Below are 17,941 nucleotides of genomic sequence, written 5' to 3'. Positions count from 1 at the left end.
GCCGCCAATACAACGTGTGGCGAGGTCGTTGGTTACGAACTCGCGCTGTCTTCCCAAATCTCACCGGTTTTGATCGCACGGCGAAGCGCATCCCGCTCGGCCTTCAGCCGGCGAAACGCCTCGTCCTGCCCCGGCACGCTACGCGCCGAAGACAGGGCGTCTTCCAAGGCGGCGACACGGGTTAACGCGTCGAACGCCTGCGACCATCGGATCCTCGTCTCGCCGAGGGGCTTGTCTGCAGCCAGGAAAGGCGCGCCGGACTTTGCCGCCGCCTTCTCGACCTCACGCATTAAGACGTCATGACCCGATTGCGCCAGATGGCGACGGAGCGCCGCGGAGTCAAGGTCCTGACCCGAGAACCGCAACCGGACCATCTCCTGCGCCAGTCCATCCAGCGACGGATCGCCGAAACCGTGCGAGGCGATCGCCTCCAGATGGTCGTCCATCCGTTCGGGGTCGTCGATGGCGCCGTGGGCCAGGGCGGCGGCCACGGGTTCGATGGCGCGGCTCAGCGACTGCATGGCCTGGGCCCCCTCCACGGTCTGGCCCAGCTTGGGCGGCGGACCGCCGAAACGGCCCTTTCCATAGGAGCCCTGCCCCCCTTGTTGGCCTTGAGGCGGACGGCGCGAGGGGAAGGCCGCATCGAACCGCTCGAACATGTCACGGCGGTACTGCTCAGCCAGATCCTTGTCCTGGATGGCCGAGGCCTGCTGGCGCAGTCGGCCCTTGAAGCCCGCGCGGCGCTCGGGCGAGTCCAGCGGTTCGGCCTCGGCCTCTTTCTGGAACAGCACCTCGGCGAAGGGCTTGGTCGTCGCCAGCGCCTGACGAAGGGCCGGAGCGCCACGGTCACGCAGGATGTCGTCCGGATCCTGCCCGCCCTCCAGCAGGGCGAAGCGGAACGAACGCCCCGGCTTCAACTGCGGCAAGGCTCGGTCAATGGCGCGATAGGCGGCCCGCCGCCCGGCCGCGTCGCCGTCGAAGCACAGCACCGGCTCGGCCGACACCCGCCAAAGCCGCTCCATCTGCTCCTCGGTCAGGGCCGTGCCCATCGGCGCCACGGCCGGAATGCCCGCGCGCTGGCAGGCGATCACATCCATATAGCCTTCGACCACGACGATGCCCTGCTCGCCCCGGGACTCGGCTCCCAGGATGCGTCGCGCCTCGGGCAGGCCGTACAGGGTCGCGCCCTTGTGGAAGAGCGGGCTCTCGGGACCGTTCAGATATTTGGCCCGATCGTCCGGGTTCATCGCCCGCCCGCCGAAACTGACGATCCGCCCGCGGGCGTCGAGAATGGGGAACATCAGCCGGTCGCGGAACCGGTCGTAGGGCTGACCGCCGCCCTCGGGCGAGATCAGCATCCCGGCCTCGACCAGATCGCCCGGCTTGGCCCCGCGCTGGACCAGGGCCTGCTTCAGCCCCTCGCGGTCATTCGGCGCATAGCCGAGGCCGAAGCGCTCCCACTGGTCCTCGGGCAGACCGCGCTTCTCCAGATATTCGCGCGCCGCCTTGCCCGTCGAACGGCGCAGATTGGCCGCGAACCATTTCTGGGCCAGGTCCATCCAGTCGTTCAGGCCCTGCCGCTTCTGCTCGCGCTCCTGCGCCTGCGGGTCTTCGGCGGGCAGTTGCATCCCGGCTTCCGCCGCCAGCCGCTGCACGGCCTCGACGAAGCTGAGCCGCTCGGTCTCCTGCAGGAAGCTGATGACGTCGCCGTGCTTGCCGGAGCTGAAGTCGTGGAAGAAGCCCTTGTCGTCGTTGACGAAGAAGGACGGCGACTTCTCCTTCGAGAAGGGCGACAGGCCGACGTACTCGCGTCCCTGACGCTTGAGCTTCACCGACCGTCCGATGATGTCGGACGGGCGAAGGCGGGCCTTCAGTTCCTCGATGAAGCGTTCGTCAAAGCGCACAGCCGCCTTATAGCGCGCGACTCAGCCAAACGGGGCGATTTACCTTTCGTTAACCAAGAAGGCAAAACAGCGACCCTAAGAGACTGATTCAAAGCACAATTTTCGGGAACAATCCACAGGCCTTGTGGATTATCCACGCGACCGTTCCAGAAGCGGGACGGAACCTGACGACTTCCCAGCGGACGCTGTGGGATCGCCCGGATTGAAAGCTGCCCATGTTCATCGCCATCGCCCGCCCGGCGGTGGAGCCCGAAGGCCCCGACGCCGTCGCCGTCCCCGGTTCCCCCGCCATCCCTTCCGCCTCGCCGCGCGCCCTGCATGCCCGACTGCTGCAGAACGCCGCGCTCCGGCGGATGCGCGGGCTCGAGAGACGTCGGAACAACCGTCCCGAGGATGCCGACTACTGGCTGCACGCGGCGCCGGTCGCCGTGCGCAAGGCCTGCGCCCTGCGCGAAGGCGCCGACTTCATCCCCCTGCCCTGACTTCGCTTCGCCTTCCCCATGAGGGAAGGAGATTCCTTACTTCATCGAATCCGCGAAGCGCTGGAACAGATAGAGGCTGTCCGTCGGTCCCGGCGAGGCTTCCGGGTGGTGCTGGACGCTGAACACCGGGCGGCCCTTCAGGGCGATGCCGCAGTTGGTGCCGTCGAACAGGCTGACGTGGGTCTCTTCGACCGCCTCCGGCAGGCTGTCGCGGTCGACGGTGAAGCCGTGATTCATGGACACGATCTCGACCTTGCCGGTCGTCAGGTCCTTCACCGGATGGTTCGCGCCGTGGTGGCCCTGATCCATCTTCACGGTCTTCGCGCCGAGCGCCAGCGCCAGCATCTGGTGGCCCAGGCAGATGCCGAACACCGGCTTGCCGCTCTCGACCAGCTTCAGGATCTCCGGAACCGCATAGACGCCCGTCGCGGCGGGATCGCCCGGACCGTTCGACAGGACGACGCCGTCCGGATTGCGGGCCAACACGTCTTCGGCGGTCGTCGTGGCCGGGACCACGGTGATCTTCGCGCCCGTCGAGGCCAGCGCCCGCAGAATGTTGCGCTTCACGCCGTAGTCGATGACCACAACTGTCTTGTCGGCGGCGTCGACCCGCGGGTGGCCTGCCGGCCATTCCCACAGCCCCTCGTCCCACTCAAACGCCTGCAGGGTCGAGGCGGGCTTGGCCAGGTCGAGACCGACGAGGCCCGTCCAGGCCTTGGCCTCGGCGACCAGGGCGTCGAGATCGAACCGGCCGTTCGGGTCATGGGCGATCACCGCATGCGGGGCGCCGGTGTCGCGGATGCGGGCGGTCAGGGCGCGGGTGTCGATCCCGGCCAGACCGACGACGCCGCGACGCTTCATCCAGCCGTCGAAGTCGCTCTCGGCGCGGTAATTGGCCGGATCGGTCGGCACGTCGCGGAAGATCGCGCCTTTGGCCGACGTGTCCGACCCGCCGCCGATCTGTTCGATGTCCTCGACATTCACGCCGACGTTGCCGACGTGCGGGAAGGTGAAGGCCAGGATCTGGCTCATGTAGGACGGGTCGGTCAGGATTTCCTGATAGCCGGTCATGGCGGTGTTGAAGACCACCTCGCCCAGCGCCGCGCCGGTCGCGCCGCAGCCGACGCCCTGAAAGATCGTGCCGTCAGCCAGCGCCAGAACGCCTGTGACTCCGGGAAGAAGGGTCTGGGTCATGGCGGGCTCCGTAAGGCCGTAATCCGGCGAACAAACGGCGGGGTGGTTAGGCCCCCTGACCCTCAGGGTCAACGCGCGATCCGGACTTTCTCAGAAACACGAACCAAGCGACGGTCATCAGGGCGACGAAACCCGCGGTCGGCAGGATGTATCCGGGCGCCGCGGCCGCCACGGCGGCGACAGCGAACACCATGCCCAGAACGGCGATGGAACGCGCGCCCGGCGTCTTCGCCAACCGGAACAGCGACAGCGCGCAGACGGCGTAGATGGTCAGGCTCAGAACCGAGGTGACGCCCACCAGCATGCCGAACTGCTTACCCAGGGTGGGCTGGCCCGAGAGGACGGCGATCACGCTCATGAAGGCCGCGCCCAGCAGGGGGGTGACGATCGGCGTCTTGGTCGGCGAGCCGAAGCCCGAGGGCAGATAGCCCTGCTGCGCGGCGGCGCGCGCCGTCTCACCGCCCATCATCGTCCAGCCGCCGATGGTGCCCAGGGTCTTGGTGATGGCGCACACCGCGACGATCCCGGCGATCGAGGCGCCGAACACCCGCCCGGCCAGGTCGGCGTAGGGGCTGGTCGAATGGGCCAGCTGGGCCACGGGAATGACGCCGAACACGGCGACCGTCGCGCTGACGTAGACCAGGGTGGCCAGAAGCGCGCCGGCGACCGAGGCTCGGCGCACGTCGGTGGCCGGATGGCGCACGCGATGCGACAGGGCCGCGGCGCTCTCCACGCCCAGATACGCCCAGAAGATGATGGCCAGCGAGGCGGGCACGGTCTTGAGCAACGGCTCGCCCGACGGGCTCCATGAGGCCGCGAAGACCGCCGGATCGAAGGCGACGACACCCGCCGCCACGGCGATGCCGATGGGAATCAGGCCCACCACCAGCGCCACGGCCGCCAGCCACGAGGCCGTGCGGGCGCCGATGATGTAGGCGAGGGTCGCGATCCAGATCAGACCCAAATTACACAGCGTCGCCGCGACCGGGTCTTTCAGCACGGGCCAGAAGAAGCCCAGGTAGCCAGTCGCGGCCACGGCCACCGCGACATTGCCGATCAGGCAGGCCATCCAGAAGGCCAGCGAGACCTGGAAGCCCGCGAACCGGCCCAGACCCAGCTCGGCGAAACCCGACAGGCCGTCGGCCTTGGGCGCGACCCGGCCCAGCGCACCGAACACCAGCGCCAGGGTCGCCGCGCCCACGGCCGCCACCAGCCAGCCGATCAGGCTGGAGCTGCCGGTCGAGGCCAGGCTGACGGGCAGCAGATAAAGGCCCGAGCCGATCATGTTCCCGGCCACCACCAGCGCGGCCAGCCCCCAACCCAGTTTGTGCCGGTCCGAGAGCGGGTCCTCGGGCAGCGGGATGGAGTGTTCGACGTGGCTCATGCCGCAGAGGTGCATCGGCTCAGGCCGCGGCGTCAACAGGCGTCGGATGACGGGGGTTTGCGAGCCTCATTGACTTCCTCTTCACTTTGCATTTTAAAGTACTTGATCAATGGAGATCCCAATGTCCTTCGCGCTGTCCGCCAGCCTTCCCGCCGCCGTCGCCGCCCTGCTGCTGGGCGCCTTCGTCCTGACCGCTCCAGCGGCCGCGCAGACGCCCCCGCCCGTCGCTGCCGCCCCCGTCGCGGCGCCTGCCGCCCGGGCCGCCGACGTGACAATCCGGGAGGAGGGCCTCGTCGCCGAGTATTTCGCCCCCGCGCCCGGAACGCAGGCCTCCGCCGGCGCCGTCATCGTCCTGGGCGGTTCGGAGGGCGGGCTGCGCGGCGGGCGCGGCCTGGCCCGCCGCCTGTCCGACGCGGGCTTCGCCGCCATCGCCGTCTCCTATTTCGGCGAGCCGGGCCAGAAGCCGATCCTGAACGAGATTCCCATCGAACCGGTCGACCGCGCTCTCGCCTGGCTCAAGGCCCGGCCGGAGATCCACGGCCCGGTCGCCGTCATGGGCGTGTCCAAGGGCGGCGAACTGGCCCTGCTGACCGCCAGCCGCAATCCGGAGATCCGGGCCGTCGTCGCCGGCGTACCCTCCCACGTCGTCTGGGCCGGCATCGATCAGACCGGCGGCGCCGTCGGCTCGTCCTGGACCGCCGGCGGCCAACCGCTCGCCTACGTCCCCTACAACATGTCCAACGGCTTCACCGGCGTGTTCAACCTCTACAACGACAGCCTGGCGACCGCCTCCGCCGAGGCGGAAATTCCGGTCGAGGCGATCAACGGCCCGGTGCTGATGATCTCCGGCCAGGCCGACGGCCTTTGGCCCTCATCGGAGATGGCCCGGCGGGTGGAGCAACGGCTGCAGGCCCACGGCTTCCGTCATCCGGTCATCAACCTGAGCTATCCGGACGCCGGCCACGCCGCCTTCGGCGCCCCGGTCGCCGCCGATGCGCCGGGGCTGGAGCGCGCGCTCGCCCTGGGCGGCACCCTGCCCGGCCTGGTCGCCGCACGCGCCGACGGCTGGCCCCGCGTTCTACAGTTCCTGCGCGACGCCCTGAACGGCGGTTGAGAGGTCAGACGGTGACGGCATCCATGCCGGCGAAGACCGCATGGGTCGCGCCGGCGGCCTGCGCGGCCAAGCCGCGGTCCGGCCTCAGGTTCAGCAGCATGACCTGGCCGCAGACCTGACGGGCGGCCCCGATCAGGGCGGCCGCCTCCCGCCAGTCCTGGGCGGCCTCGTGGCTGACCCCGGCAAAGTCGATCGACAGGCAACGGCCCGGCGTCCCGGCCAGCCGCCGCACCGCCGCGATGTCGGGAGCGACGTGCAGGATCACCCCCTGGGCGTCGGTCTCGAAATGGCCGATGGCCGACTGGATGGCCTCGACGGGCGCGCTTTCCAGCCCGCCCATCACCTCGACCAGAAGGGTCCCCGGCGTGTTCTCGTGCTGCATCTCGGAGCACAGCAGCGAGAAGCGGCCCCGGCTGGTCGCCACGGTCCGCCAGAACACCGGCAGCACCCCGCTGTCGTTCTGGCCCAGGCGCAGCATGTCCAGCCCGTGCCGCAGGGTCTGCAGGTCGATCCTTTGCAGGTCGGTCGCCTCCAGGGTGCGGCGGTTCAGTCCCGCCAGCGCCCGCTCCCCGCCGCGGTGGCGGATGGTGCGGCGAATGCGACGGCTGACCGGCAGAGAGCGAGCCAGGTCGAACACCGGCTGGGCGGCCAGCGTCACGGTCAGCTCACGCCGCGCCCGCGTGACCATGGTGAAGGTCAGGCTCTCGTACGGCGCGGCATACGACCGCCGCCCCAGGGGCTGGATCGCGTCCGGCTGTTCCGTGTCGGGCGGCGCATAGGCGCGCCGCTCCGGCGTCGTTTGCGGCGGGAGGTCCTCATCACCCCACGCCGTGGTCTCGGGCGGACCGATCCGCCCCGCTTCATTTCCCATGACCGGCTCCGTTCGCGCGGCCCCCCGGGATCTGCCTCGAGGTTGAGGCTGAACCGGGTTTGCGAACATATCCCTGACGAATGTGGTCAAGATCGCATTGACCATTAACCGCCCTGCGCCCCGCTCGACGGGCGCGCGAATCCGGTTCAGGGAACGCGACATGAGCATCACCACGGTCGGCCTCGACGCCGACGACACCCTTTGGCACAACGAGACGATCTTCCGGCTCACCCACGACCGGTTCGTCGCCCTTCTGGCCGATCACGGCGACCGCGACATGATCGAGAGCCGCCTGGCCGAGGTCGAGCGGCGGAACCTGCGTCTCTACGGATACGGGGTTAAGGGGTTTACCCTGTCGATGATCGAAACGGCCATGGAGCTGACCGGCGGAGAAGCGCCTCCGGTGGTGGTGCGTGAAATCCTGGCGGCGGGCCGCGAGATGCTGGCCCATCCGGTCGAGACCCTGCCCGGCGTCGATGAGGCCCTGGCCGCGCTGTCGGAAAAGTATCGCCTTGTTCTGATCACCAAGGGCGACCTGATGGATCAGGAGCGCAAGGTCGCGGCCTCCGGCCTGGGCGATCTGTTCGCCGCCGTCGAGATCGTGTCCGAGAAGGATCGCGGAACCTATGAGCGCGTCTTCGCCCGCCACGGGACCGGCCCGGAAGAGGCGGTGATGGTCGGCAACTCGATGAAGTCCGATGTCCTGCCCGCGCTCGAGGCCGGCGCCTTCGCCGTCCACATTCCCTACGCCATCACCTGGGCGCACGAACTGGCCGAAGCGCCCGAGGGCCATGCCCGGTACGGCGCGCTGGATGCGATTGACGCCCTCCCGGACTGGATCGCCGCCAGAACCTGACGCGATCGTCGGACGAGCGGGCGCAAAAAAGGGGCGGCGTCATCGACGCCGCCCCTTCATTCTGTTCCGCGCGACGTCCTAGAAGCGGGCGCGGATACCGCCGAAGACCGACCGACCGAACAGTTCGTAGGTCGAGGCCGTGCCGTTGCCGCTCAAGCCGTAGGGCATCTGCTCGTCGGTGATGTTGTTCACCCCGGCAAACAGCTCGACGTTGTCGACTCCACCGAAGCCGCCGTCGATCCGGTAGCGCACGATGATGTCGTGGTAGACTTGGCTCGGCACGTAGTTCGGGTAGATCGACTCGGCCGGGTTCACCCCCGCCTTCGGCGTGACGTCGAAGCGCGCCACCTCGTCCTCGAACCGGGTTTCCCAGGTCACGGCCAGGCCGCCGCCGTCCCAGGTGAGGCGGGACTTGTAGGACCATTCGGGGTTGCCGATCTCGCCCTTCTCGATGTCGATTTCGTCGGGACGGTCGGCGAACGCGAAGAAGTTCAGCTCGTCCAGGTAGTTAGCAGTCAGGCTGCCGGAAAGCCGGCCGCGCAGTCCGCCGAACAGCTTCGGATAATCCGCCGCCAGAGCGTCCAGGTCGCGCTGGTAGGTCAGCTCGAAATCCCAGCCTTTGGTGGTCAGCAACGCCGCGTTGATGAAGGTCGTCTCGACGAAGTTGATGTTGTTGTCGGCACCGCGGGTGAGCAGCGAGCAGAAGTTCGCGTCCAGACCGCCGGTGGCGCCGTAGCAGTTGTCGATGATGTCCTGGGCCCCGATCGACGCGATCGCCTTGTCGATCTTGATGTCATAGTAGTCGGCCGTGAAGGCCAGACCCCGGATCCAGCGCGGCTGGAAGATCAGGCCGTAGGTGAAGCTCTCGGCCTCTTCCGGATTCAGGTTCGGGTTGCCGCTGGACGTTCCGTTGATCGAGGCGTTGGTGTTGGAGTTGAAGCCCACCGGAACGCCGGCGGCCGCGCAGTTGGCCACCCGATCCGGATCGGCATTGATGTTGTTGACGTCGCAGGGATCGACCACCGAGAAGAAGCCCGCCGTCGTCGGCAGGAAGGCCTCGGTGATGTTCGGGGCTCGAACGGCGCGCGAGTAGGTTCCACGGAACGTCAGGTCACGGACCGGCGCGTAGAGGGCGCCGACCTTCCAGGCTTCCGCGCCGCCCACCGTCGAGTAGTCCGCGTAGCGGTACGCGCCGTCGATCGACAGCCGGTAGGCGAAGGGCAGGTCGGCGAGCAGCGGAGCGTTGAACTCCAGGAACACTTCGGTGACGTCGAACTCACCATAGGCGTCCGGCTGCGCCGCGTTCTCCGTCAGGCCCGATTTGACGAACGGGTCGTTGACGTTGTCGCTGGTTTCCTTGCGGTATTCGAAGCCGCCGGCGAAGGCGAGCGGACCGCCCGGCAGGCTGAAGAACTTCGAGGTGTCGAAGTTGAACAGGCCGGTCACCACTTCCTGGGTGATGGTGTGGTTCCGGGTCGCCTCGTAGGTCACGTAGTCGATGGCGGCCTGGGAGTTCTGGCGGCCGAACGGGTTGAAGGCCACACAGGGTTCCGACGTCTGGTTCGGACCAGGGGTCATGTTCCGGCAGACGATCTCGCCGGTCGGCAGGCGGATCGCATCGATCGCCGCGGCGTAGTTGCCCGGAATCATACCGCCGGTGCTGTCGAACTGGTTTTTGGTCTCGCCATAGTTGTACGACAGGTCCCAGCCGATGTCGGCGAAGCCGGTCTCGAACGTGCCGCGCAGGCCGGTCACGACACGATAGGTCTCACGCGCGATGTTGTTCACCCGCGCGCCCATGTCCGCGTTGAAGCGGCCGAAGGTGATGTCCCGGCCGGCGATGACAGCGGCCAGCTCCGGCGTGATGAACGCGTTGTCCGGCTCGATCAGATAGTCGCCGAAGGTGAAGGAGGGCTGGACGGCGTCCTGAATCTCGGACCGGACGAACTTGGCGTCCAGATAGCCCGTCACATTGGGAGAGAAGTCATAGCGAAGCCGGACGTTGGTCCCGTACCGGTTCGTCCGGGGCACCAGCGTGACGTAGTCCTCCAGCGAGGTGCAGGTCTCACAGTCGCCGAACTGGCCAAAGGCGAAGCTGTTTTCACCGATGCGCGGCTGCTGAGGAACGGGCGACCCGTTGTTGCGCAGCGCGGTGATGATCTCGAACGTATTGGCGTCGATGATGACGCCGTTCTCATCGAGATAGTCGGTGAGCACGTTCGGCACGATGATACGGTCCGGGATGCCGTCGTTGGGCCCGGTGTCCAGCGGATTGATGATCGAGCCGTAGTCGCGCAGCGCACCGACCTCGCTGGCCATGACCCGGTCCGAGTGATCGTAGAACAGGCTGACGGTCGCGTTGGCGCGATTATCCATGAAGTTACGGCCGTACACGCCGTTCAGGGACCAGGTGCGGCCGCCGCCGTCGGGAACACCGCCGGCTTGGGCGGTCATCTCGCCGCCTTCGAAGTCGTCCTTCAGCAGGATGTTGACCACGCCGGACACGGCGTCCGAGCCGTAGATGGCCGATGCGCCGCCGGTGATCACTTCAACACGCTCGACCAGTGCGGCCGGAATCGAGTTCAGGTCGACTGCGGCATTGCCCGCGTCGCCGCCGACGTGGCGCTTGCCGTCCACCAGGGTCAGGGTCCGCGCGGCGCCCAGGTCCCTCAGGTTGGGGAAGTTCAGGCCGCCCGAGTCGCCGAAGCTGTCGGAGTTCGCGCGAACGGTCGAGTTCGCGCTCAGCGCCGGAAGCTCCGACAGGATCTGGCCCAGATCCTGCGTGCCCGCGGTCTGGATCGCTTCCTGGGAGACAGTCGCGACCGGGGTGGGTTGTTCAAGATTGGGGCGCGGAATGCGCGAGCCCGTGACGACCACCTCCTCGATCTCGGTCGCTTCGTCCTGCGGAGCAGGCTGTTGGCCGCGCGCATCTTGCGCGAAGGCGGGCGTGGCGAGCAGCGCGGCGGCGAGGAGGCCGCCGGTCAGCGCTGACGAATCGCGGAGGCGATTGCGGAATGACATGAATTTAGGACCCCGATGAATGCGGCCAATGACGGCCGGATTGAGTGACGCAAAATTGGACGCTCGCAGAAACTCCCCCTGCGAACGTCCGTTGGGCAACCCAAAGCGGCGGGAACTTGTTCCATTTGCCTTGAGTGTGTTCGTCTTGCGGGAGAATTCCGGCAATGATTTGTCACATCATCGACACACCCCATGCGAACGCCCCCGGACGGCTTGAAGTCCGGGCGCCGCCGGGGCGTCTTTTCACCTTGCCGCCGACGCCCCCCTTCTCTAGACGGGCCGCTTAACCGACAACCCGAACGAAACCGCGCCGGCAGCCGCTCGCGCCGGGTTCGCGCGCGCAAGGAGCCTCCCCCGCCCGTGTCCGCCTCCGACGCCAGCCATGACGAACGCGACGCCGCCGTGCGCGCGGCCCTGGCGGCCCAGGGCGACAACGGCGTCACGCCCCGGCACACGCTGTTCTACTTCTACGGCGAGGGCGACCACGACGACCTGAACGAGGTGGCGCGGCGCGCCGGCTTCGTGACCCGGGGGCAGGACGACATGACCGTTCTGGAAACGACGATCCCGGTGGACGAGACTTCATTCGCGCCCGTTTCCTCCATGATGCAATCCTGGGCCGCGGCCTTCCAGCTCGACTACGACGGCTGGGAGTGCGCGGTCGTGACGAACTGACGATCCAAAGAAGAAGAGCCTCAGGCCCATGCCCAAACGCACAGACATCCAGTCGATCCTGATCATCGGCGCGGGCCCGATCGTGATCGGTCAGGCGTGCGAGTTCGACTATTCCGGCGTCCAGGCCTGCAAGGCGCTGAAGGCCGAGGGGTACCGGGTGATCCTGGTCAACTCCAACCCCGCCACGATCATGACCGACCCGGAGGTGGCCGACGCCACCTACATCGAGCCGATCACGCCCGAGATCGTCGAGAAGATCATCGCCAAGGAGAAGCCGGACGCCCTGCTGCCGACCATGGGCGGCCAAACGGCGCTGAACACGGCGCTGGCGCTGGAAGCCTCGGGCGCGCTGGCGAAATACGGCGTCGAGATGATCGGGGCCAAGGCCGACGTCATCGACAAGGCCGAGGACCGTCAGAAATTCCGCGACGCGATGGACAAGCTGGGCCTGGAAAGCCCCCGCTCCAAGGCCGCCCACTCGATGGAAGAGGCGCTGGAGGGACTTGAGTTCGTCGGCCTGCCCGCCGTCATCCGCCCTTCCTTCACCCTGGCCGGCACCGGCGGCGGCATCGCGTTCAACCGCGAGGAGTTCGAGGAGATCGTCCTGCGCGGCCTCGACCTGTCGCCGACCACCGAAGTGCTGATCGAAGAGTCGGTGCTGGGCTGGAAGGAATACGAGATGGAGGTCGTCCGCGACACGGCGGACAACTGCATCATCATCTGCTCGATCGAGAACATCGACCCGATGGGCGTCCACACGGGCGACAGCATCACCGTCGCCCCGGCCCTGACGCTGACCGACAAAGAGTACCAGCGCATGCGCACGGGCTCGATCAACGTCCTGCGCGAGATCGGCGTCGAGACCGGCGGATCGAACGTCCAGTGGGCCATCAACCCGGCCGACGGCCGCATGGTCGTGATCGAGATGAACCCGCGCGTGTCGCGGTCCTCGGCGCTCGCGTCCAAGGCCACCGGCTTCCCCATCGCCAAGGTCGCCGCGCGTCTGGCCGTCGGCTACACGCTGGACGAACTGCAGAACGACATCACAAAGGTCACGCCCGCCTCGTTCGAGCCGAGCATCGACTATGTCGTCACCAAGATCCCGCGTTTCGCCTTCGAGAAATACCCGGGCTCCGAGCCCCTGCTGGGCACCTCGATGAAATCGGTGGGCGAGGTCATGGCCATCGGCCGGACCTTCCAGGAATCGATGCAGAAGGCCCTGCGCGGCCTCGAGACCGGCCTGACCGGCTTCAATGAGATCGAGATCGAAGGCGTGGCCGATGTCGAGGACGACGCCTCGGCCCGCGCCGCCGTCATCCGGGCGCTGGGCCAGCCGACCCCCGACCGCATCCGCGTCATCGCCCAGGCCTTCCGCCACGGCCTGACCGTCGAAGAGGTCAACGCCGCCTGTTCCTACGAGCCGTGGTTCCTGCGCCAGATCGCCGACATTGTCCGCACCGAGGGCCATGTCGTCGTGCAGGGCCTGCCGACCACCGCGACCGACTTCCGCAGGCTGAAGGCCAAGGGCTTCTCCGACGCCCGTCTCGGTCAGCTGACCGGTTCGACCGAGAAGGCCGTCCGCAAGGCCCGCCGCGCGCTGGACGTGCGCCCGGTCTTCAAGCGCATCGACACCTGCGCCGCCGAGTTCGCCTCGGCCACGGCCTATATGTATTCGACCTATGAGACCGGCGCCCTGGGCCAGGTCCCGGAATGCGAAGCCGCGCCGTCGGACAAGAAGAAGGCCATCATCCTGGGCGGCGGTCCCAACCGCATCGGCCAGGGCATTGAGTTCGACTACTGCTGCTGCCACGCGGCGTTCGCCTTCGACGACATCGGCGTCGAGTCGATCATGGTCAACTGCAACCCCGAAACCGTCTCGACCGACTACGACACTTCCGACCGCCTCTATTTCGAGCCTCTGACCGAAGAGGACGTGCTGGAGCTGATCGACGTCGAGCGCTCGAAGGGCGAACTGATCGGCGTGGTCGTCCAGTTCGGCGGCCAGACCCCGCTGAAGCTGGCCCATGCGCTGCAGGAGGACGGCGTGCCGATCCTCGGCACCACGGTCGATTCCATCGACCTGGCCGAGGACCGCGAGCGCTTCCAGAAGATGCTCAACGACATCGGCCTGAAGCAGCCGCCCAACGGCCTGGCCCGCAGCGCCGAGGAAGCCGCGCAAAAGGCGGAAGAAGTCGGCTATCCGGTCGTCCTGCGCCCGTCCTACGTGCTGGGCGGACGCGGCATGATGATCGTGCATGATCGCGAGCAGCTGGACCGCTACGTCCACGAGGCCATGCGCGTCTCGGGCGATGACCCCGTGCTGATCGACCATTACCTGAACCGCGCCACCGAGGTGGACGTCGACGCCCTGTGCGACGACGAGACCGTCTTCGTCGCGGGTGTGCTGGAGCACATCGAGGAAGCGGGCGTCCACTCGGGCGACAGCGCCTGTTCGATGCCGCCCTATTCGCTGTCCCCGGCCATCGTCGCCGAGCTGAAGCGTCAGACCGAGGCCATGGCCCGGGCGCTGAAGGTGCGCGGCCTGATGAACGTGCAGTTCGCCATCGAGGAGCCGCACAGCGAAACCCCGCGCATCTTCGTGCTGGAAGTGAACCCGCGCGCCAGCCGCACGGCGCCCTTCGTGGCCAAGACCATCGGCCAGCCGATCGCCGCCATCGCCGCCAAGGTCATGGCCGGCGTGCCGCTGAAATCCTTCGGCCTGGCCGACAAGCCGTACGACCATATCGCGGTCAAGGAGGCGGTCTTCCCCTTCGCCCGCTTCGCCGGCGTCGACATCATCCTGGGCCCGGAAATGCGCTCGACCGGCGAGGTCATGGGCCTGGACTGGAAGCGCGACGGCGAGGCCGACATGGCTCCCGCCTTCGCCCGCGCCTTCGCCAAGTCCCAGCTGGGCGGCGGCACCACCCTGCCGACCGCGGGCTGCGCCTTCATCTCGGTCAAGGACGAGGATAAACCCTTCATCCTCGACGCCGCCAAGACCCTGCTGGCCGAGGGCTTCACCCTGATCGCCACCGAGGGCACCCACTCCTATCTGGTCGGCGAAGGCGTCGAGGTCGGGCTGGTCAAGAAGGTGCTGGAAGGCCGTCCGCACATCGTCGACGCGATGAAGAACGGCGAGGTCCAGCTGGTCTTCAACACCACCTCGGGCAAGCAGTCCCTGCAGGACAGCTTCAGCCTGCGCCGCACCGCCCTGATGATGAAGATCCCCTACTACACCACCGCCGCGGGGGCCCTGGCCGCCGCCCAGGCGATAGGGGCGATCAAGGCGGGCGAACTGGATGTCCGCCCGATCCAGGACTACGCCTGATCATGGACGCCGGTCGCATCGTCCTCGCGACCGGCGGCTCCCTCGGTGATCTGCATCCCTTCATCGCCCTCGGCCGCGCCCTCCAAGCCCGCGGCCATGAGGTGGGCGTCGCCACGGCGGTCGACTACCGCGAGAAGATCGAGGCGACGGGCCTGGCCTTCCATCAGGTCGGGCCCAGCGTCGCCGACCTGATGCACGACACCGGCATGGACCTGTCGGCCCTGACGGAAGCCATCGCGAAGTCGGACCGCTTCCTGTTCGGCGAGATCATGTTGCCCCGCGCCGGAGAGGCGGCGCGCCAGCTGATCGCCGTCACGGAAGGCGCCGTCGCCGTGGTCGGCTCGACGCTGGCCATCGGGGCCCAGATGGCCGCCGAGCACTGGCGCGTCCCCGGCGTGGCCGTGTCCCTGCAACCGACCATGGTCTTCTCCCGCCATGACCCGCCCTTCCTGCCGGCCGCTCCGTGGCTCAAACCGGCGACCGGCGGGCCGCAGCTGTGGCTGAACGACCTGACCCGCGCGCTGGGCCGAATGAGCACCGCCCGCTGGACCGGTCCGATGAACGCCGTGCGCGCCTCGGTCGGCCTGCCGCCGACGACGGACAACATCATCTTCGACGCGGGCCGGTCGGCGGACCTGTCGCTGGGCCTGTACTCGCCCCTGCTGAGCCCGCGTCAGCCCGACGCCGCTCAGAACTTTCACGTCGTCGGCTATGCGCCCTACGACAGCGAGACGAGCGGGCCGCCTGCCCTGTCGCCCGAATTGGGGGCCTTCCTGAGCGCCGGGCCGCCGCCGCTGGTCTTCACCCTTGGCAGCGCGGCGGTGCACATCCCCGGCGACTTCTATGTCGAGAGCCTGAAGGCCGCCCGCATCCTCGGTCGCCGCGCCGTCCTGCTGGTCGGACCCGACGGTGATCTGTCGGTGGCCGGGGATGATCCGGCCATCCACGTCGCCCGCTACGCCCCCTTCTCCCTGCTCTTCCCCCGCGCGGCGGCGGTCGTGCACCAGGGCGGCGTCGGCACCGTGCATCAGGCGCTGCGAGGCGGCCGTCCCCAGCTGATCGTGCCGCATCTGGGCGACCAGTACGACAACGCCGCCCGCGTGGTCCGGCTGGGCTGCGGCGCGACGCTGGCGCGCGGGAAGTATCGTGGAGAGGCGGTGGCGCGTGTTCTGGGCGGCCTGCTGGACGACCCGGTGGTTCTGGCCCGCGCGGAGGCTGTGGCGGCGACGGCTCGCGCGGAGGACGGGGCGGAAGCGGCGGCCGATCTGATCACGGCGCTGGTCCGGGCGTGATCGCGACCCTCCTGATCGGGATCGCCGCGCTCGAGGCCATCGCCTTCGTCCTGTTCGCCCACGACAAGGCCCAGGCGCGCGGCGGTGGACGGCGCATCCCCGAGCGGACCCTTCTGCTCGCCGCCCTGTGGGGCGGCGTCGGGGCCTGGCTGGCTTCCGTCCTGTTGCGCCACAAGACGCGCAAGCGACCGTTCCGCGCCCTGATGACCGGGGCGGCGATCCTTCATCTGATCGGAGTGGCGGCGGTGGTCTGGGGGTTAGCCCGATAAGCGGACGCCGCTGGACCCGCCGTGGGCTGCGGCGTATCGAGAACCTGAAACTCCAGGACGAAAACGAGTTGATGACCGCTCCCGATCCTCATCACCTGCGGCGCGTCCAGCTGATCCGCAAAGGCGTTCTCGCGATCTGCCTCGTCGCCGTCTGCGGCCTGGCCGCGATCAGCCACACGCTGAGCGGCGAGCACGACCTGCACGAGGCGATTGAATCGGTCGGTCTGGCCCTGATCGGCATCTGCATCGTCGGACGGTCGTGGTGCTCGCTCTACATCGGTGGGCGCAAGAAGGCCGAGATCGTTGATCGCGGCCCCTATTCGATCAGCCGTAACCCCTTGTACGTCTTCAGCTTCATCGGCGCCTTCGGCATGGGGGCTCAGACGGGCTCGATCGTCATGGCCTGCCTGTTCGTCGTGATCGCCTTCTTCGTCTTCTACGCCACCGTGCGCCGCGAGGAGGACTGGCTGAAGGCCACCTTCGGATCGGTCTACGAAGACTATATGGCCCGCACGCCTCGCTTCTGGCCGGACTTCAGCAAGTGGCGCGATCAGGAAACGCTGGAAATCCGCCCCGTCCTGTTCCTGACCACCCTGCGGGACGGCCTGGCCTTCCTGCTCGTCATCCCCCTGTTCGAAGCCCTGGAACACGCCCAGGACGTGGGCTGGGTGCATGCCATGTTCACCCTGCCCTAACGGCGTAATCTCGCCGCCTTTGCGGCGGATCGTTCCGACGCGCCGCTAAAGGCGCGGGGTTCAGCCGATGACCGAAGCCGACCGCCTCAACACCCTGTCCAAGGTCCCCGCCGTGACCCTGGGCTTCTGGGTCATCAAGATCCTGGCCACGACCTTGGGCGAGACGGGGGGCGACACCGTCAGCATGACGATGAAGCTCGGCTATCTGGCCGGCACCGCCATCTTCGCCGGCGCGCTGATCCTGCTGGTCGTCCTTCAGATTCGGGCGAAGCGGTTTCACCCTTTCCTCTACTGGGCCACCATCATCGCCTCGACCACGGCGGGCACGACCCTGGCCGACTACGCCACGCGCTCGCTGGGGATCGGCTACACGGGCGGGTCGGCTCTACTGCTCGCGGCGGTGTTGGCGTCCCTGGCCGCATGGAAGCTGACGCTCGGTTCGGTGTCGTCCGACCGCATCGCCGGCCCCCGGGTCGAGATCTTCTACTGGCTGACCATCACCCTGTCCCAGACCCTCGGGACCGCCCTCGGCGACTGGGCGGCGGACACGGGCGGATTGGGCTATCTGGGCGCCGCCGTGGTGTTCGGAGGCCTGCTCGCCGTCGTGGCGGGACTGGCCCTCTGGACGCGGGTCAATCGCGTTCTGCTGTTCTGGGCCGCCTTCATCCTGACCCGGCCTCTGGGCGCGGTCGTCGGCGATTTTCTGGACAAGCCGCTGGATCACGGAGGGCTGGCGCTCAGCCGGCCTCTGGCGTCGGCGGTGCTCGCCGTGGCCATCGTCGCCCTGATCCTGCTGATCCCGCAAAGGGCCGGCGAGCATCCTCGCAAGGCATCGGTGTCGGCCAAGGCCTGAGCG

General features: G+C 68.0%; 14 protein-coding genes. 9 read left to right on the top strand and 5 right to left on the bottom strand.

All coding sequences use genetic code 11. The features are described from left to right. Positions 1-32: 32 nt before the first annotated feature. Positions 33-1,904 carry a DNA primase gene (dnaG, locus tag AC1RRF_RS00775; protein ID WP_492831890.1) on the bottom strand — a complete coding sequence of 624 codons (1,872 nt, stop codon included), beginning with the start codon at positions 1,902-1,904 and terminating at the stop codon, positions 33-35. 215 nt (positions 1,905-2,119) lie between these two features. Here dnaG and AC1RRF_RS00770 point away from each other — a divergent pair, with 215 nt between their 5' ends. Continuing rightward, positions 2,120-2,386 carry a hypothetical protein gene (locus tag AC1RRF_RS00770; RefSeq protein WP_492831888.1) on the top strand — a complete coding sequence of 89 codons (267 nt, stop codon included), beginning with the start codon at positions 2,120-2,122 and terminating at the stop codon, positions 2,384-2,386. A gap of 36 nt (positions 2,387-2,422) precedes the next feature. On the opposite strand, the gene carA is transcribed toward AC1RRF_RS00770, so the two are convergent. Beyond that, positions 2,423-3,580 (bottom strand): glutamine-hydrolyzing carbamoyl-phosphate synthase small subunit, encoded by a 1,158-nt coding sequence (gene carA, locus AC1RRF_RS00765; protein WP_492831886.1) that lies wholly within the window; start codon positions 3,578-3,580, stop codon positions 2,423-2,425. A 46-nt stretch (positions 3,581-3,626) separates the two neighbouring features. Continuing rightward, positions 3,627-4,964 (bottom strand): amino acid permease, encoded by a 1,338-nt coding sequence (locus AC1RRF_RS00760; protein WP_492831885.1) that lies wholly within the window; start codon positions 4,962-4,964, stop codon positions 3,627-3,629. A gap of 121 nt (positions 4,965-5,085) precedes the next feature. Here AC1RRF_RS00760 and AC1RRF_RS00755 point away from each other — a divergent pair, with 121 nt between their 5' ends. Beyond that, the gene (locus AC1RRF_RS00755) at positions 5,086-6,078 is read left to right on the top strand and encodes an acyl-CoA thioester hydrolase/BAAT C-terminal domain-containing protein (RefSeq protein WP_492831882.1); all 993 of its coding nucleotides are present in this window, start codon (positions 5,086-5,088) and stop codon (positions 6,076-6,078) included. A gap of 4 nt (positions 6,079-6,082) precedes the next feature. Here the strand turns inward: AC1RRF_RS00755 and AC1RRF_RS00750 are convergent, their stop codons facing one another. Next, complete coding sequence (locus AC1RRF_RS00750) at positions 6,083-6,949, bottom strand: hypothetical protein (protein ID WP_492831880.1); 867 nt, start codon at positions 6,947-6,949, stop codon at positions 6,083-6,085. Positions 6,950-7,109: 160 nt separating this feature from the next. Here AC1RRF_RS00750 and AC1RRF_RS00745 point away from each other — a divergent pair, with 160 nt between their 5' ends. Beyond that, complete coding sequence (locus tag AC1RRF_RS00745; RefSeq protein ID WP_492831878.1) at positions 7,110-7,805, top strand: HAD family hydrolase; 696 nt, start codon at positions 7,110-7,112, stop codon at positions 7,803-7,805. A 78-nt stretch (positions 7,806-7,883) separates the two neighbouring features. Here the strand turns inward: AC1RRF_RS00745 and AC1RRF_RS00740 are convergent, their stop codons facing one another. Further along, positions 7,884-10,826 carry a TonB-dependent receptor domain-containing protein gene (locus tag AC1RRF_RS00740; protein ID WP_492831876.1) on the bottom strand — a complete coding sequence of 981 codons (2,943 nt, stop codon included), beginning with the start codon at positions 10,824-10,826 and terminating at the stop codon, positions 7,884-7,886. A 360-nt stretch (positions 10,827-11,186) separates the two neighbouring features. Here AC1RRF_RS00740 and AC1RRF_RS00735 point away from each other — a divergent pair, with 360 nt between their 5' ends. The 6 genes from AC1RRF_RS00735 (at position 11,187) to AC1RRF_RS00710 (ending at position 17,938) form a co-directional block, all read left to right on the top strand. Beyond that, positions 11,187-11,501 (top strand): hypothetical protein, encoded by a 315-nt coding sequence (locus tag AC1RRF_RS00735; protein ID WP_291838124.1) that lies wholly within the window; start codon positions 11,187-11,189, stop codon positions 11,499-11,501. 28 nt (positions 11,502-11,529) lie between these two features. After that, positions 11,530-14,829, top strand: coding sequence for a carbamoyl-phosphate synthase large subunit (gene carB / locus AC1RRF_RS00730; RefSeq protein ID WP_492831874.1), 3,300 nt, complete (start codon positions 11,530-11,532; stop codon positions 14,827-14,829). A gap of 2 nt (positions 14,830-14,831) precedes the next feature. After that, positions 14,832-16,121 (top strand): glycosyltransferase, encoded by a 1,290-nt coding sequence (locus AC1RRF_RS00725; RefSeq protein ID WP_492831872.1) that lies wholly within the window; start codon positions 14,832-14,834, stop codon positions 16,119-16,121. Continuing rightward, positions 16,118-16,390: a DUF1294 domain-containing protein gene (locus tag AC1RRF_RS00720; RefSeq protein WP_492831870.1), complete on the top strand. Its 273-nt coding sequence runs from the start codon at positions 16,118-16,120 to the stop codon at positions 16,388-16,390. Before AC1RRF_RS00725 ends, AC1RRF_RS00720 begins: the two co-directional genes overlap by 4 nt. A gap of 71 nt (positions 16,391-16,461) precedes the next feature. After that, positions 16,462-17,085 (top strand): methyltransferase family protein, encoded by a 624-nt coding sequence (locus AC1RRF_RS00715; protein ID WP_492831868.1) that lies wholly within the window; start codon positions 16,462-16,464, stop codon positions 17,083-17,085. Between the two features lie 67 nt (positions 17,086-17,152). Next, positions 17,153-17,938, top strand: a complete 786-nt coding sequence (locus AC1RRF_RS00710; protein WP_492831866.1) for a COG4705 family protein — start codon at positions 17,153-17,155, stop codon at positions 17,936-17,938. Positions 17,939-17,941 lie beyond the last annotated feature (3 nt).

The organism is Brevundimonas sp. GW821-FHT12C05 (assembly GCF_058807475.1).
The sequence above is the reverse complement of the archived record's forward strand: the minus strand, read 5'-3'. Positions and strand labels throughout refer to the sequence as shown.